This window comes from Streptomyces sp. NPDC107562, from assembly GCF_055657325.1.
Genome location: NZ_JBVKBE010000007.1, coordinates 364,535 through 380,141, shown reverse-complemented (window position 1 = coordinate 380,141; position 15,607 = coordinate 364,535). Strand labels below are relative to the sequence as shown.

At 70.9% G+C, this 15,607-nt stretch carries 17 protein-coding genes; 1 reads left to right on the top strand and 16 read right to left on the bottom strand.

Annotated features, from left to right (window positions below; translation table 11 throughout):
- From ACZ7LV_RS22050 to ACZ7LV_RS21980, 15 genes are all read right to left on the bottom strand, one after another.
- A partial coding sequence (locus ACZ7LV_RS22050) for a biotin carboxylase N-terminal domain-containing protein (RefSeq protein ID WP_471941474.1) occupies nt 1-587 on the bottom strand: 587 nt, incomplete at its 3' end.
- 1 nt (nt 588) lies between these two features.
- Nucleotides 589-1,164 carry a flavin reductase family protein gene (locus ACZ7LV_RS22045; RefSeq protein ID WP_471941473.1) on the bottom strand — a complete coding sequence of 192 codons (576 nt, stop codon included), beginning with the start codon at nt 1,162-1,164 and terminating at the stop codon, nt 589-591.
- A 43-nt stretch (nt 1,165-1,207) separates the two neighbouring features.
- Nucleotides 1,208-2,920, bottom strand: a complete 1,713-nt coding sequence (locus ACZ7LV_RS22040; protein ID WP_471941471.1) for an NAD(P)/FAD-dependent oxidoreductase — start codon at nt 2,918-2,920, stop codon at nt 1,208-1,210.
- Nucleotides 2,921-3,045: 125 nt separating this feature from the next.
- Nucleotides 3,046-4,143: a MarR family winged helix-turn-helix transcriptional regulator gene (locus ACZ7LV_RS22035; RefSeq protein ID WP_471941470.1), complete on the bottom strand. Its 1,098-nt coding sequence runs from the start codon at nt 4,141-4,143 to the stop codon at nt 3,046-3,048.
- A gap of 72 nt (nt 4,144-4,215) precedes the next feature.
- A complete protein-coding gene (locus tag ACZ7LV_RS22030) occupies nt 4,216-5,328 on the bottom strand; it encodes a methyltransferase (protein WP_471941469.1) in 1,113 nt (370 codons plus the stop codon).
- A gap of 86 nt (nt 5,329-5,414) precedes the next feature.
- Nucleotides 5,415-6,887: an MFS transporter gene (locus tag ACZ7LV_RS22025; protein ID WP_471941468.1), complete on the bottom strand. Its 1,473-nt coding sequence runs from the start codon at nt 6,885-6,887 to the stop codon at nt 5,415-5,417.
- A 92-nt stretch (nt 6,888-6,979) separates the two neighbouring features.
- Complete coding sequence (locus ACZ7LV_RS22020) at nt 6,980-7,639, bottom strand: hemerythrin domain-containing protein (protein ID WP_471941467.1); 660 nt, start codon at nt 7,637-7,639, stop codon at nt 6,980-6,982.
- A gap of 142 nt (nt 7,640-7,781) precedes the next feature.
- Entirely contained in the window at nt 7,782-9,086 is a 1,305-nt protein-coding gene (locus ACZ7LV_RS22015) for a cation:proton antiporter (RefSeq protein WP_471941465.1), read from the bottom strand.
- 66 nt (nt 9,087-9,152) lie between these two features.
- Nucleotides 9,153-9,743 (bottom strand): NADPH-dependent FMN reductase, encoded by a 591-nt coding sequence (locus ACZ7LV_RS22010; RefSeq protein ID WP_471941463.1) that lies wholly within the window; start codon nt 9,741-9,743, stop codon nt 9,153-9,155.
- Nucleotides 9,740-10,144: a nitroreductase family deazaflavin-dependent oxidoreductase gene (locus ACZ7LV_RS22005; protein WP_471941462.1), complete on the bottom strand. Its 405-nt coding sequence runs from the start codon at nt 10,142-10,144 to the stop codon at nt 9,740-9,742. Before ACZ7LV_RS22005 ends, ACZ7LV_RS22010 begins: the two co-directional genes overlap by 4 nt.
- Before the next feature lie 99 nt (nt 10,145-10,243).
- Nucleotides 10,244-10,735: an ester cyclase gene (locus tag ACZ7LV_RS22000; protein ID WP_141311887.1), complete on the bottom strand. Its 492-nt coding sequence runs from the start codon at nt 10,733-10,735 to the stop codon at nt 10,244-10,246.
- 82 nt (nt 10,736-10,817) lie between these two features.
- Nucleotides 10,818-11,384, bottom strand: coding sequence for a nuclear transport factor 2 family protein (locus ACZ7LV_RS21995; RefSeq protein WP_471941460.1), 567 nt, complete (start codon nt 11,382-11,384; stop codon nt 10,818-10,820).
- Complete coding sequence (locus ACZ7LV_RS21990) at nt 11,381-11,752, bottom strand: dehydrogenase (RefSeq protein ID WP_471941459.1); 372 nt, start codon at nt 11,750-11,752, stop codon at nt 11,381-11,383. Before ACZ7LV_RS21990 ends, ACZ7LV_RS21995 begins: the two co-directional genes overlap by 4 nt.
- Nucleotides 11,753-12,103: 351 nt before the next feature.
- Nucleotides 12,104-12,295, bottom strand: a complete 192-nt coding sequence (locus tag ACZ7LV_RS21985; protein ID WP_401681716.1) for a hypothetical protein — start codon at nt 12,293-12,295, stop codon at nt 12,104-12,106.
- On the bottom strand, nt 12,292-12,921 hold the full coding sequence (locus ACZ7LV_RS21980; protein ID WP_471941458.1) for a Rossmann-fold NAD(P)-binding domain-containing protein: 630 nt from the start codon (nt 12,919-12,921) through the stop codon (nt 12,292-12,294). Before ACZ7LV_RS21980 ends, ACZ7LV_RS21985 begins: the two co-directional genes overlap by 4 nt.
- Before the next feature lie 373 nt (nt 12,922-13,294).
- Here ACZ7LV_RS21980 and ACZ7LV_RS21975 point away from each other — a divergent pair, with 373 nt between their 5' ends.
- Entirely contained in the window at nt 13,295-14,065 is a 771-nt protein-coding gene (locus ACZ7LV_RS21975) for a response regulator transcription factor (RefSeq protein WP_471941456.1), read from the top strand.
- 500 nt (nt 14,066-14,565) lie between these two features.
- On the opposite strand, the gene ACZ7LV_RS21970 is transcribed toward ACZ7LV_RS21975, so the two are convergent.
- Nucleotides 14,566-15,465, bottom strand: a complete 900-nt coding sequence (locus ACZ7LV_RS21970; RefSeq protein WP_471941455.1) for a ScbA/BarX family gamma-butyrolactone biosynthesis protein — start codon at nt 15,463-15,465, stop codon at nt 14,566-14,568.
- Nucleotides 15,466-15,607: the final 142 nt, after the last annotated feature.

The window sequence follows — 15,607 nt, the reverse complement described above, 5'->3', positions numbered from 1 at the left end:
CACTCGCCCCGGCCGAACGCGGCGACGGCCTCACGGACCGCCGAGTCGTACAGCTCGGGCACCTCCTCCAGGGTCCGGGCGACCTTCAGACCGCGGCCGCCGCCGCCGAACGCGGCCTTGATCGCGATCGGCAGCCCGTGCTCCTTCGCGAACGCCACGACCTCGTCGGCACCCGAGACCGGGTCCGGCGTCCCCGCCACCAGCGGGGCACCGGCACGCTGCGCGATGTGCCGGGCCGCGACCTTGTCACCCAGATCGCGGATGGCCTGCGGCGGCGGCCCGATCCAGACCAGCCCCGCGTCCAGCACCGCCTGCGCGAACTCCGCGTTCTCCGACAGGAACCCGTAGCCCGGATGGACGGCGTCCGCTCCCGACTCACGGGCCGCCGCGAGCACCTTGCCGAAGTCGAGGTAGCTGGTGGCCGGGGTGTCACCGCCCAGGGCGAACGCCTGGTCCGCGGCGCGGACATGGAGGGCGTCGCGGTCCGGGTCGGCGTATACGGCCACGCTCGCGACACCGGCGTCCCGGCAGGCCCGGGCCACCCGGACGGCGATCTCGCCACGGTTGGCGATGAGCACCCGGCGCATGTCAGGACACCCGGGCCGCTGCCGGCGGCTCGCCGGCCCGGCTGAACCGGCCGGCCGCCGTCTCCAGGGGACCCAGCGACCCGTCGAAGAAGATCAACGGTTCCTGGCCGTCCCGGGCAGCGCCCAGCTCCACGACTTCGCCGATGACGATGTCGTGGTCGCCTGCCGCGTGCACGTCGACGGTGGTGCAGGCGATGTAGGCCAGCGCCTCGCTGAGCGCGGGCAGTCCGTCCGTGGTGAAGTGGTGCGGGACCGCCGAGAACGCGTCGGGCCGCTTCTCGGCGAAGTAGCGTGCCAGCGGCTGCTGCTGCCCGGACAGGAAGTTGACGGTGAAGCCGCCGCTCTCCTGGAGCAGGTCGTGCAGCCGGGACTGCTTGTGCAGACAGAACAGCACCAGCGGGGGATCCAGCGAGACCGAGGTGAAGGAGTTCACGGTGGTGCCCTCGGCCCGGCCGCTCGGCCCGGTGGAGACCACCGTGACGCCGGTCGTGAACAGGCCGCACACGCGGCGCAGACTCAGCGGCTCGATGGGCTGTCGCTCGGGGGTGCGGGTCAGCGACCGCGCTGCTGCGGACATGCTCATCCCTTCCATGGGGGGTGTCGTGGGTGTGCCGCGCGGATCAGAGGAGCTTGCGAACCTTGGAGCCGGCCTTGACGATGCCGAGCAGGAACTCCCGGCCGACGTCGTTCATCTCCGACGGGGCCTGCACCGACGCCCAGAACAGGAAGCGGGCCATCGTCGGCACCGAGGGGTAGATGAAGCGCTGCTTCTCGTCCTTCCAGCCGAAGACCGGGTTGACGATGGGCGAGTTCCGCAGGGTCTCGAAGATGATGTCGGCGGCCTCGTCGCCGGTGATCGCGCCCGCCTCGTACTTCTCGCAGGCCTCGGCGGTGGTGTCGAGGATCCGCTTGAAGGAGTCGGACTGCGGCCACCACAGACCCGGGTACGGCACCTGCTCCAGTTCCTCGAAGTGCTGCTTGCGGCCGTCGCGGGCATGGTTCAGCCGGGCCCGGGTGAGCCGCATGGTGCCCGGGGTGATGAAGGAGCCCCAGACCCGGAACACCGCGTTCCACAGGCGGAAGTGGGAGAAGGCGATGAAGGAGCTGTTGACCAGTTCGTCGTTGTACTGGAGCAGCCCCTGTTCCAGACGCTCGACGTACTCGAAGCGCTCGGCGGAGAAGTCGCCGTCCTTGAGCGCGACCAGCAGCCGGGAGGTCAGCGCGTCGACCACCTCGAAGGTGTTGGACAGCCCACGGGAGTACAGCGCGTCGATGAAGCCGGCCGCGTGCGACATCAGGCACCAGCGGTCGCCGATGGTCTGCTTCGAGGAGTACTGGAGCCGGTCCGTGGACACCCACTCGCGCACCCGGGTCGCACCGTCGAACTGGCGCTTGACCGCCGGGTACTTGTCGAGCCAGAGCTGGAACTCCTGCTCCGGGGTGAGGTCCTTGGGCTTGGGGTAGGTGCGCTCGTCCACGGTCAGGCCCACGCTGCACAGCGGGTTGCGGGACTTCTCGTGGTTGTCGAACGGGATGATCCAGAACCAGCCGCGCTCGATCATGTGGTGCAGGGTGCCGGTGTGCCAGTCGGCCGGCGGGCGCAGGTCCTTGGGGTGGCCGCTGACGTCGTCGAACCGCTTGATGCCGACGTAGTGCGTGAACATCGAGCGGCTGTGGTGCTTGAACCGGGCCGGCTTCTCGCGCAGGTCGAACTTGTCGGCGAGCGGCGAGCGGAAACCGGAGGCGTCCACCAGGTACTTGGCCCGGTACTGCTCGGGCTGGGCGCCCGGCGCGGCGCTCTTCCCGGTCACGGTCACACCGTCGTCGTCGAAGTCGACCTCGCTCGCACGCCAGTTCTGCCGAGGGGTGCAGCCGTACTTGATCGCTACGTGGAACATGAACGAGTCGCTGTCCTGGCGGTGCATGTGGCTGTTCTGGTGGAAGATCTTGGGCAGCGCCAGCTGGGTGGCGGCCCGCGGGTCGGGTTCCTGGCCCACCTCGTGCTTGATGAAGCCGAAGTGCGCCTTGGTGCCGAAGGTCGGGCCGATGTCACGGGTGGAGGCCTGGACGCTGGACAGGCTCTTCAGTTCGGGGATGTCGTGGCGCTCGGAGAGGATGTGGATCCACTCAACAAGCTGCGGGGTCATGGACTCGCCGACGGCGAAGCGCGGGTGGGCGGTCGCGTCGACCAGCAGGACCCGCGCGCCGTGCTTGGCCAGGATCGCGCCGGTCACGGAGCCGGCCAGGCCCGAACCCAGGACGACGACGTCGAACGTCATCTCCTCGGGTATGCGTGCCGATTCCGTCGCGCCTTCGGTCATCTTCGTGACCATGAACTGTCTCCTTCTTCGAGGCGGAACACCGCATGAAAAAAGGCCCTTCATTCATAGAATGAAGAGCCGTGGAAAAAGGCGTGAGGTAACCGCTGAATTAAGCGTGACAGGTTCTGGCCAAAGGGTCAACCCCTGGCCGGAACGGTCGACTTGGAGTTTTCGGAGAGATCGCTTCCGGAATACCCGCCGGATTCACCGCCGGATTCACCGCCGGATTCACTGTCCGACGCACCGCCGGATTCGCCGCCGGTAGCACTGCTGACATCACCGCTGGAATCACGACGGCCGGCCACATGCTCGCCCGCCTCCAGCAGGCGGAGCAGCAGGGCCCGCAGTTCGTCCTCGCCGCCGGGACCGAGCATCTCGGCCACGTCGTGGGCGAGTTCGTGCACGGCGGCGGTGACGACGGCGAGTGACCTCCGGCCGTCGTCGGTGACCTCCAAGGCGTACCGCCGCCGGTCGTGGGCGTCGCGGCCGCGGCGGACCAGCCCCTGCTTGACGAGTTCGTCGACGAGCTGCGAGGCGGCCGGCCCGGTGACGGCGAGGAACTGGGCGAGCTGCTGCTGGGAACACGGGCCGGAGGCGACGAGGGCGGACAGGGGGCCGTAGTGGCGGACCCGCAGACCGGTGCCGGTGAGCTTGTCGTCACCGTGCCGGCGCAGCCGGAAATGGGCCTGCGCCACCAGGTACTCGGTGCCCCGCACCAGCGGCTGCGCCGACTCGGGCAGCAGCCGGGCCAGCAGTTCGTCGAGCCGTGCGCGCTCCTCGGGGCCGAGGACGGCGGTCAGCTGCGCGTCCCGCTCGGCGACGGCCCGGCGCATGGAGCCGAGGGCGGTGCGGCCGCGGTCGGTCAGGGACAGGACGTACTGGCGCCGGTTGTCGGGGTTGCGGGTGCGCCGGACCTCGCCGCGGTCCTCCAGGCGGTCGATGACCTGGACCATGATCGTGCGGTTGATGCCGAGCCGTTCGGCGAGGTCGAGCTGGGAGGCCCAGTCCTGGCCGGTGAGGGCGTCGAGGACGAGGAAGTCGCGGGAGTCGGTGCCGGTGCCGTCGGGGGTCGCGGAGAACTGCGCGTGGACCCGGCGCAGGAGGTAGCTGACATAGCCGGCGAGCGACTCCGGGAGGGGTCCCGGGACCTCCGCGGTCTCCTCCGTCCTGGTGAGGGGAGTGACCGCACCCACCGGGTTCACCGGTTCCTGGACCTCGTCGCGTGCACGCCGCAAAACAGCACCTCCTGCCCGAGTATAAGTGCGGTGCACCCGCCGTCCCCTCGGGTGCACCGCGGTCCGGAAAATTCAGGGGGTGACGTGCCGCGGGGCCAGTTCGAGCACGGACCGGACACCCGCGGCCTGGCTGCCGGCCTCGAACACGCCGGTCAGCTTCAGGCCCGCCCGGCCGGCGAGACGGGTGAGTTCGTCGACGCCACGCTCCACGCCGGCGAAGTAGGCGAGCATCCTCAGGTCCATGGCCGTCTCGGGCTGCTCGCCGGTCTCCTCGACGACCAGCACCCGGCCGTCGCCGCCGGCGACGGCGTCGGCGCAGCGGCGCAGGATGCGCAGGGCGTCCTCGTCGGACCAGTTGTGCAGGACGGAGGAAAGGACGTAGCCCCCGCCGCCGGCGGGCAGCTCGTCGAAGAAGCTGCCGTCGACGACGTCGGCCCGGTCCTCCAGGCCGAGCGCCCGGAAACGGTCCGCCGCCCCGTTGGCGGTGGCCTTGAGGTCCACGACCGTGCCCCGCAGCGCCGGGTGGGCGGTGAGCAGCCCGCCGAGCAGGACACCGCTGCCTCCGCCGAGGTCGTGGACGTGGCCCAGCGCGGACCAGTCGTAGGCCGCCGCGATCGAGGGCACGTCCCGGGCGAGGTTGTCCGCCATGATCGAGTCGAAGGACTCCGCCAGCGCCCGGTCGGCGGCCAGGTCGTCCCAGTACGGCACGCCGTAGCGGACGGGGTACGCGGGCTCGCCGGTGCGCACCACGTGGGCCAGCTCGACGAGGCTGAGGTCGCCGCGGCCGAGGGCGCCGTCGAGGTCGACGAGGCGGTGCTGGCCGCCGGGGTGGTCGGTGCGCAGCTGCTCCCCGAGGCCGGACAGTCCGTACGCCGGGCCGCTCACGGTGAGGACCCCGACGGTGACCAGGTGCCGCAGGACCCGCTCCAGCGCCCCGGCGTGCAGGTGCTCGGCACGGGCGATGTCCTCGGCGGTGGTCCGGCCGGCCGCGATGTGGTCGGCGACCCGGTAGGTGGCGGCCACGCGCACGGCCATGGGGGTGACGAGGTCGGCGAGCTCCCACACGGCGAGGGAACGGTTCTCCGGGCCGCTGTTCCGCGGACCTCCGCTCTCCGGACCGCTGCTCCCCGGACCGCTGTGCGACGTGGGCTGCTCGACCTGGGTGTTCCGCGCGGGCTGGGGCATCTCGGCGCCTCTTTCCGGGCTTGTGGTGTGGGGGGAGAGGACCGGCGGCCCCGCCGCGGGGGAAGGGGCGGGGCCGCCGGGGTGGGTCACAGCGCGACGGGGGGCTGGGCCCCGTCCTGCTGCGGCTGGGGTGCCGACTTCGGCGCGGTGAGCAGCGCCGTCAGCAGGGCCAGCAGGTAGAGAGCGCCACCGAGCAGGAAGCCGTACGAGTAGCCGGTGGTCAGGGCGTCGGACGTGGTGGGCTCGGACTCGTTCTGCGTGATCACGGTCGCCGCCGCGGCCAGCGCGGCGAGGCCGATCGCGCCACCGATCTGCTGGGCGGTGTTGACCAGGCCGGACGCGGCACCGGTCTCCTGCGGCGCGACCCCGCGGACGCTGATGATGGTGACGGCGACGAAGACCATGCCGAGGCCGAGACCGGAGACCAGCTGCGCGGGCAGCAGCGCGACCCAGGGGTTCTGGTCCGGGGCCAGCAGGCTGAACCAGACCATGCCGAGGATGCCGACGGTCAGACCGACGGAGATCACGGTGCGCTCGGACAGCCGGGCAAGCAGCTGCGGGCCGATGCCGCCGGCGGCGAGCAGCATGCCCACCGCGTACGGCAGGTAGGCGACGCCGGTGATCATCGGGTCGTAGCCCTTGACCAGCTGCATGTAGAGGGTCAGGAAGTAGAAGGTGGCGAGCATGCCCGCGCCGACCAGGAACATCACCACGTTGGCGCCGACGCGGCCCTTGTCGGCCAGCACACCGCCGGGGATCATCGGCGCCCGCGCGGTGCGCTGGATCGCGACGAAGGCGACCAGCAGGACGAGTGCGACGCCGAGGGAGATCAGCGTGGTGGTGTCGTCGAGGCCTTCCTCACCGGCGCGGGTGATGCCGTAGACCAGGGCGCCGAAGCCGAAGGTGGCGGCGAAGGCACCCGGGACGTCGACCTTGCCGCGCTCGCGGCCGCCCTCGACGAGGACGCCGGTGCCGACCAGGACGGCGAGGGCGATCGGGATGTTGACGAACATCACCCAGCGCCAGTTCAGGTACTCGGTCAGGGCGCCGCCGAGCAGCAGGCCGACGACGGAGCCGAGGCCGCCCATCGCGCCGTAGACGCCGAGCGCCTTGTTGCGGGCCGGGCCCGCCGGGAAGGTGGTGGCCAGCAGGGACAGCGCGGTGGGCGCGGCGATCGCGGCGCCCAGACCCTGGAGCAGCCGGGCGGCGATCAGCAGCCCGCCGGTGGTGGCCAGGCCGCCGAGCAGCGAGGCGGCGGTGAAGATGACCAGGCCGATCCGGAAGACCAGCCGGCGGCCGAACAGGTCACCCGCGCGGCCACCGGCCAGCAGCAGTCCGCCGAAGGCGAGGGCGTAGGCGGTGACGACCCAGCCGAGGCCGGCCTCGCTGAGGCCGAGGGCGCTCTGCATGCTCGGCAGGGCGACCGCCACGATCGTGTTGTCCAGGACGAGCATCAGCTGTGCTGCGGCGATGACCAGCAGCGCGAGGCCGAGCTTGCCGTCCTTCTGCGGCGGTGCCGCGGCCCTGGGGACGGCCTGGGTGCGGTCTTGCAGCGACATGAGCTCTCTCCGATGTCTCTGGTTGAGGGGGGTGGGTACCGCGGGGGTCCGGGGGCGCGGAAGCGGAGACCCCCGGACACGGGGTTCTCGGGTCAGCGGGCGGCCGAGCCGGCCTTGGTGCCCCAGATGTCCAGCGCCTCGTAGGCGGCGCGCCATTCGGTCTCGTAGGCGTTGCGCAGCGGCTCGGGCATCTTGCCGAGGATTCCGGTGAGCTTGGCGGCGGTCATGTCGTCGAGCAGCCAGGGCAGGTAGTACCGCGAGTCGTCGCCGACGCGGGTGCGCTGCTCGGCGCTGAAGGCCGCCCACTGCTCCGCGCTCATGGTGATGTCCATCAGCTGGAGCGCGTCCCGCTCCTCGTGGTCTAGGTGACCGCCGAGCTGCGTGCAGAGGGTGTCGGTCAGGCCGCCGAGGCGCTCCAGGCCGGAGTCGCGGTCGGCGAGCGCCGCGTCGATGTCGGCGAGCAGCGGGTCGATGACGGCGTGCTCGGCCTCCATCGCGTCCAGCAGGGCCAGCTCGTCGGGCCTGCCGGCCAGGGCCTGCTGCATCACGGGCCACACGGTGACGTCCTCGGACGTGTGGTGGATGGTGAGGAACTTCTTGAACAGCTCCCATCCGACCGCGGTGCTCAGCACATGGCGGGGGTCCTCGTCGACCCGGGCCGTGATCCGCGCGATCCGCTCCAGCTCGCGCCGGAGGGCGTCGTGGATGGCGAACATCATCGTCATGTCGAGGTTCTTGAACTGCTGGCTCATCACTGTCTCCCTCAGTGCCTCACTGCTGCGTTGCCGTATCGCGAGAGTATCGTCAACTTGGTTATCTATCAATGTGCCAACTAGCAACTAGCCAACCATCTACCAGCCAAGTAGTGGTCGAACGAGCAGGCCGGAGGCGGTTTCAGCGGGTTCCTGCGGACTCCAGCACCGGCTCTTCTTGGCCGGTTCCGGACGGATCCCGGGCCGGATCCATGTCCTCCATGCCGCGGCGGATCCGGCTCAGCGCCGGCGAGGTCGCGGCCGTCGTGACCAGCGCCATCAGCACGAGGATCGTGAACAGGTCGGGGCCGATGACCCCGAGTCCGAGGCCGATGTTCAGCACGACCAGTTCGGTCAGGCCGCGGCAGTTCATCAGCGCGCCGATGGACATCGCGTCCCGCCAGCGCTGTCCCGCGAGCCGGGCCGCGACCGAGCCGCCGCCCCACTTGCCGACGACGGCGACGGCGAGCACGGCGCCCGCCCACAGCCACAGCTCCGGGTCCCCGCCCAGCAGCGACACGTCGGTCCGCAGGCCGGTGGAGACGAAGAAGAGCGGCAGCAGCACCGGCACGGTGAACGCCCGCAGCCGGGCGGCGGTGGCCTCGATCTTCCGCCGGCCCCGAGGGGTGATCACGCCGAACAGGAACGCGCCGAACAACGCGTGCACACCGATCTCCTCGGTGGCGTACGCGCTCAGGCACAACCCGCTGAACAGCACGACCAGCAGCACCCCGTCGGCGTACTTGCGCTCGGCCCGCCCCGCCCACCGGCGCAGCACCGGACGCACGAGGTAGAACATGGCCAGCGTGAACGCCAGGGCGTACCCGGCGGTGACGAGCGCCTCCGTCGGCGAACTGCTCTTCGTCACGGCGACCACGGCCGCGAGCAGGCACCAGGCGGTCACGTCGTCCACCGCCGCGCAGGCCATGGCCAGCGCCCCCACCCGGGTCCGGTACAGGCCCCGGTCGGTGAGGATGCGGGCGAGGACGGGGAAGGCGGTGATGCTCATCGACACCGCGATGAACAGCACGAACGCCAGTTTGTCGGTGCCCGCGGGCGCGAAGGTGTCGTACATGCCGAGAGCCAGCAGGGTGCCCAGCAGCAACGGCACCGCGATGCTGGCCTGGGACACGGCCACCGCCGTGCGGCTGTGGCCGCGCAGCGCCTTCAGATCCAGTTCCAGCCCGACGAGGAACATGAAGGCGAGCAGCCCGATGTTGCCCAGCACACCGATGTACGGCAGCACGGACTGCGGGAAGAGCCAGGCCTGCGCGTCGGGCCACAGCCAGCCCAGCAGCGAGGGACCGAACAGGATCCCCACAACGATCTCGCCCACCACGGGCGGCTGCCCGAGCCGCCGCACGAGCTGGGCGCCGGCCCGGCAGGCCAGGATCACCGCGGGCACGGCCGTCAGCAGATCGGGGAGGGGATCGGGAACAGCGGCCATCACACGTCTCCTGTGGAGGGTTTGGGAAGGAAAAGCGCGCGGGTGTCCGGCGTCACTGACGTCGCGTCAGGAGGCGTACGGGCGTGCCGCCTTCGCCTCACGCAGTGCGCGGGCCCACCACAGCAGCTGGTCGAGCATGAGCTTGACCGCGGATTCCGCGCCCTCGGGATCGGCGGGGAAGCGGCCTTCGGCGTCGTAGTGTTCGAGGATCCGGGGGAAGGTGACGATGTCCTTCATCCCCACGCAGTGGAACTCGGCGAAGATCTGCCGCAGATGCTCGATCGCGCGCACCCCGCCGGCCGAGCCGAGCCCGTAGCCGACGAAGCCGACCGGCTTGGCCTGCCACTCGGCCTGGAAGCTGTCGATCAGCGTCTTCAGCGGGCCGGGCACACTGCGGTTGTACTCCGGCACGACCACGACGTAGGCCTCGGCCCCGGTCAGCCGAGGGCGCAGGGCCTCCGCCGCGGGATCGTCCGCGTCGAGGCTCGCGGGCAGCAGGTGCTCGGCCACGTCGACGACGTCCAGCACCAGGTCGTCGCGGCGGGCGGCCACCCGGGCGAACCAGCCCGCGACGTCCGGCGCGAGCCGCCCCTCCCGGGCCGAGCCGACCAGCAGCGTGACCCGCACGGGACGCGTCACCAGGCCGGACGCGCTCATCGCCGGACCGCCGAGCGCGGCGCGGGCACCGGGGTCAGCGCCAGGAACTCCTTCGCGTCGACCCTGGAGAGGATGCGGCGGGTCAGGGCCGGCATCTTGGTGGTGCCGTCGTCGGTGAAGACCACCGGACGGGTGACCTGGACGCGCCGCCCCCGGGTGGTGATCTCGCAACCGCCCGCCGCCAGCACGTTCTTGACCCAGTCGGAGCCCGGCCCGTACGGCAGCGTGATGATGATGTCCTCGCCGCGCCGGAACAGCTTCACCGGCGTGGCGAACTCGCGTCCCGACCTGCGGCCGCGGTGGTGCACCTTTCCGAACCCCGGCAGCCGGCTGAACAGCGGGCCCACCAGATGGTTGGCGAACTTCCGGTTGAAGCGGGCGACTTTCCTGTCGATCGGCACGGATCTTCCCTCCCTCTGAGCTGTCGGTCGCCTCTGAACGCCGGACGGGCGCCGCGCCGTCACACCACGGCGGGCGCCCGTCCGGATCCGGGGCGTGGGTCAGGCGGCCGGCTTGCCCGCGCCGGGACCGCCGTTCGCGCCGGCCGGCGTCAGGGGGCCGACCGGCTTGCCGCCGGACTTCAGGAAACGCTCCAGGGTGAAGTTGTCGACGATGCCCCAGCGCTCGGCGATCCGGTCGCCCTCGAAGCGGAACCAGATGATCGCCTGGTGCTGCACCTGCAGCCCGGTCGCCGGGATACCGATGAACGGGCCGGTGTGCTTGCCGTGCATCACCCAGCGGATCGCGGCCTTGTCGCCCATCGAGATGAAGTCGAGGATCTCGTAGCGGATGTCGCTGAACGCCGACTGCTGGATCTTGATGGTGTGCTTGAACGCCTCCGGACCGCGCATGGAGTCGTCGTGGCTGCCGTTGTTGCGGAAGTCCGCGGTCAGATAGCGGTCGGCGGCCGAGAGGTCGCCGAGGTCCAGGCCCTCGTGGAAGACCTTCTCGATGACCTCGCGCTGCTGCTCGGCGGTGAGCGTGGTGGGCATGCGTCAGTTCTCCTTCATCGCTGATGTCGCTGAAGTTGCTGAAGTTGCTGAAGTTGGTGAATTGCTGGAGTTGCTGAGGTGCTCACGTCGCCGGGGTCGCTGAACCCGCTGACGCGGCCGCGACGGTGTTCCCCCGGGTGTCGAGGGTCTTGACGTCGACCTGGGTCACGCCCCGGGGCACGGCACCCGTGGTCCACGAGATGCGCAGCCGCAGCCGGTCGAATCGCCAGCCGTCGGGCAGGCGCCGGGCCGTGCCGGTGAACCGGCCGCCGAGCTGGAAGTACTCGGAGGGGTCCGGCGGCAGCGGCGAGCCGTGGTGCACATGGGACGCGATCAGGCTCCAGCTGAGTGCGGCCCGGTCGCCGTCGAGGTCCACCGAGCTGTCGGAACCGTGGTGATGCGTGCGGCCCCAGCGCGCCATGATCGCGGTGGTGAATCCGCCGACACCGGTGATCCCGTGGTGGCTGCCCACCGGGAACGTCATCTCGATGTCCTCGGTGAACAGGGACGTGGCCCAGGCCGCGTCGAACTCGCCCTCGTCGAGGCTGGCCAGATAGCGGCCGGCGAGCTTCTGCAGCTCGACGAGGTCGGCGAGCCGGGCGACCTCGGCGGCCAGGGCGGCCGGGTCCGCCGCCTGAAGGCGGGTCATGACACCCGGCGAGCTTGGGTGGTGGCGTCCGTGCCGTAGATCACGGCGTCGTCCGGACCGTGCACGACGGCCTTGCCCTCGCCGGTGAGCGTGTCACCGTCGCGGCGGGCGCTGATGTCGATCTGTATGTACGCGGCGTGGTGACCGTTGGGGCTGATCTGGGTGACGTCGAGGTTGAAGTCCTCGCGCAGGGAGAACTCCAGTTCGGTGTCGCTGGTGACGGTCCACGAGCCGGTGCCGGTGCTCTTCTTCGTCGTGACCGAGAGTGAACCGTCCGGGGCGAAGGTGACCGTGTAGTCGTCCACCTCGCCGTCGTGCGTGACCGTACCCGTCCAGCGACCGACGGGCGTCCAGGTAGAAACAGGCATCGACCACACTTCCTCTAGTCGGGGAAACGTCGGGGAAACAAAAAATCCGCATCCAGGTCGGGAACACCGACGTGGATACGGATTTCGAGTCAGGGCATGAAGGCGCCGGAAAAAGTGTGACACCTTGGCCCGAGCTTCGTCAACTCCGAGTTTTCGGAAGCCACTTGATGAATCGCCGGTGAACGGAAAAAGCAGCCCCCGCGGCCTGGGGGAAGGCCGCGGGGGCTGCTCAACGGGATCCCCGCACGGATCCGCGTTTTTTCTTCATGATGGTCCTGACGGGCCCGTCATGATGGTCGGCAGATAATGGTGAAGGTGTTATTCCACGGCGCCGTTGCCGAAGATCGGGAATTACTGGGAATCGTCGCGGCGGGTCAGCCGGAACAGTTCGTCCAGGTCGTACTCCGCCCGCTGCGGGCCGCCGTACCGGGTGATCTTCCGGCGGCTCGCCCACTTGCGGATGGTGGCCTCGGACACCCCCATGGCAAGGGCGGCCAGTTCCGTCGAGACCCTCCGTCGTCTCCGGCTCTCCTCCTCCGTCACGCGGCTTCGTCCTTCAGCCGGTCGGCCACGCGCATCCACAGGTGCGGTGGCAGGGCGTGCCCGGCGTCGCAGGTGACATGGCTGGGCACCCGGCCGCCGCCCTGGGACATCACGCCGTGCAGCGAGCCGTCGCACCCGGGCTCCAGGCAGGAGCCGAGCGGGAACCTGCGCACCTGGCCGGGACCGAACAGCTTGCCGAGGGCGGCGAGCAGTTCGGCGACCTCCTCGTCGAAGTCGACGGCCGCGGGGTGGCCGGCCAGCCACGGCAACTGCTGCCGCAGAAACCGCACCAGTCCGGCCGGCCGGGGCTCCCGGAGCCGCGGTGCGCGGTCCCGCCGCTCGTCCACCACCAGCCTGGCCCACTGGGCGAGTACGTCGCCGACCTGGGCCCGCAGCGCCACCGCGTTGTCGTCCAGCACGATGCCCACGGTGCTCCGGCTGCCGCTCACCCGCTCGCGCAGGTGGGGCGTGGCCCGGGTGAGGGCCTGATCGCTCTCTTCGTAGAGTTCGAGCAGCGTGCGTAACTCCCGGTGCAGCCGGTCCACGCACTTGGCGCAGATCCGACCGCACAGGGGCACGCACTCCCTGCTCCTGTGGTCGTCGGCGAGTTGCCGAACCTCGTACATCCGATCCCCCGAATCTCTGGGTTCTCCTGAGACTTCCTCCATGCTCGCGGCCGCCCCGACGCGCTTCAACGCAGGTCCGTTCAGGGTTTGGACAAGCATCTGCAGTTGTGTGAACGGACCGTCAGGACAGTGTGAGACGGCCTGAATTCGTCGCCTGGCAGGGCCCTGGGCCGGTGGTGCGCCCGGTGGCGGCCCCGGAGGGGCTGGTTCCGCCGTCGGGCCGGGGCCGGGGGCCTCCGGCAAGGCTTGAAGACTGGCCGATCCGTTTGATAAACATAGCAGAAGATACCGTGCGACCAGTTTTTTTAGACCACCCTTCAGACCCGCGGCGGACACCTCCGAGGCGGGCGGGCCACGGCGCTGGGAGACACCGATGAGGACCGTTCTGATCGTCGATGACGATGACGGTGTGGCCGAATCGCTCGCGCAGGCCCTGACCGTCCACGGGTTCATGGCGCTGCGCGCCGCGACCGGGGCCGACGCGCTGGACCTGCTGGACGACGTGTCGCTCGTCCTGCTCGAACTCAGCCTTCCGGACCTCGCCGGGCACGAGGTGTGCCGGCGGATCCGGGAGCGCTCCTGCGTGCCGATCCTCGCGATGAGCGACCGGGCCGAGGAACTGGACCGGGTGATGGCGTTCCACATGGGTGCCGACGCCTTCGCGTACAAGCCGGTGGGCTCCTACGAGTTGAGCGCCCGCATCCAGGCCCTGTTCCGGCGCGCGGGCAACTGCCCCTGGCACGAGGGCCACGGCGAGGAGCCGCGGGCCGTGGACGGGCCCGCCCCGGGTCTGACGTCCGCCGCCGACACACTCAGCGCCGGTCCCCTGGGGCTGGACCTGCGCACCCGGACGGTCGCCCTGAACGGCGAGGAGATCCCGGTCACCCGGCGGGAGTTCGACCTGCTGGCGATGCTCATGGAGGAACCCGGCACCGTGCACCGGCGGCAGGACATCATGGCCCAGGTCTGGGACGAGAACTGGTTCGGCTCCACCCGCACCCTCGACGTCCACGTCGGCTCCCTGCGCAGCAAGCTGGGCAACCGCGACTGGATCGAGACGGTGCGCGGCATCGGCTACCGCCTGGTGATCCCCCCGAAGCCCCTGACCCCGGCCCGCCGGACACCGGAGAAGACGGGAGGCTGAGCCCCCCCGACGCCCCACCGCCCGGCGTTCACCTCCCGCGTGGCGGGCCACTCCTCGGTGGGTCCGGGGCGGCACGGGCAAGGATCACCGCAGGCCCTCCCGCACAGCCCCCCCGCCCGGTCCACGGCCCACCGCCGGCGTTCACCTTCCGCGTGGCGGGCCACTCCTCGGCGATCCAGCACGGCACGACCCGGGGCCACCCCAGGCCCACCCGTACGTCCCCGCCGCCCGGTCCACGCCCCGGCGTTCGCCCGGAGCGGCGGCCCCGCGGCGCCGCACGGACACGCCCGCCCATGCCGGCCACCGCCCACGAACGCCCCCGCCCAGCCGCGGCCCCACACGCGGGCAGTCACCCCCACAGACGCCCTCGCCCCCCGAAGACCACCCCGCGCACCGGCCGGCCCCCGGCGCAGCTGGGCTCGCCCCTCCCCCGCCCCGCGCCGCACATGGCCGTGCCCCCCTCCCCGCGGGCCGCGAGGAGGGGGGCGCCCCTCAGGTGTTCAGGCGTGCTGTGCCGCCGTGTCCAGGATGGTGACCGTGCAGACGCCGGCCACGCTGCCGGACTGGTGGAACTCCACCGTCAGGCTGCGACGGCCCAGTTCGTCCACCGTCGGCACGGACGCCGAGACCACGCAGGGCGTGTCCAGCTCGACGTACCGGTGGAACGAGGCGTCGCAGCCGACCAGCAGCCCCTGCGGCAGCCCGAGGCGGGCCAGGGCCGCCTGCCGGGCGGCCTCCATGACGAGCATGCCCGGCACGTGGTCCACCGGGTGGTCGAACAGCACCGGGTGGGTGTGGTCGACGCGCAGCAGATGCACCGCACTCCGGTCGTCGCCGGCCTCCCCGCCCGGCGCGCCCAGCAGGACGTCGAAACCCTGGTCGCTGCCGGCCTCCCCGCCCGGCACGCCCAGAACGACGTCGAACTCCCTGCTCCGACCCACGAGTTCGGGCCGGACCGCCGGGACGAGCGTGCACGCCGGACGCGCCTCGGCCCGCTCGCCGCGCAGCCTGCGGTACACCGCGGGCGCCACGCAGTCGCTCGCGGCGTACCCGTGCCCGATGAGCGTGCCGTCCCGGTGCGCGAGCACGTCGCAGGCGAACGACGCGACGTGTTCCCGCCGGCAGCGGATGTCCTTGAGCGTCACTTCGAGGACCACGTTGGCCGGCGCCCCCGCCAGCCGTGCCCCCTCCTCGGTGATCTCGAAGGAGGTGTGCTTGGTCAGGAACTGATGGCCCTGAGCGATGCCGAGCGCCTGGTGGGCCAGGAGCAGCCCAGCCTGGCGTATCGATTCTCCTAGCACCATGGGATCGTGCCAGCGCCCCGCCACCGGGCCGTAGTAACTGTGCCCGCGCGCCCATTGGGCTCCCACGCGGTACACGTCCCGTCTGTGCGGTCTCACCCCTGTGATGAGGACCTCCGAGACCGCGGCACGATGCACGAGCCAGCGCGGCACCGTGCGCTCAAAGAGGTCGACCTCCCCGTTTTCGAGGGTTAAAAATTCCTGTCGGTCGGCTTGCACAAGTGCACTCATCGTGTGCCTC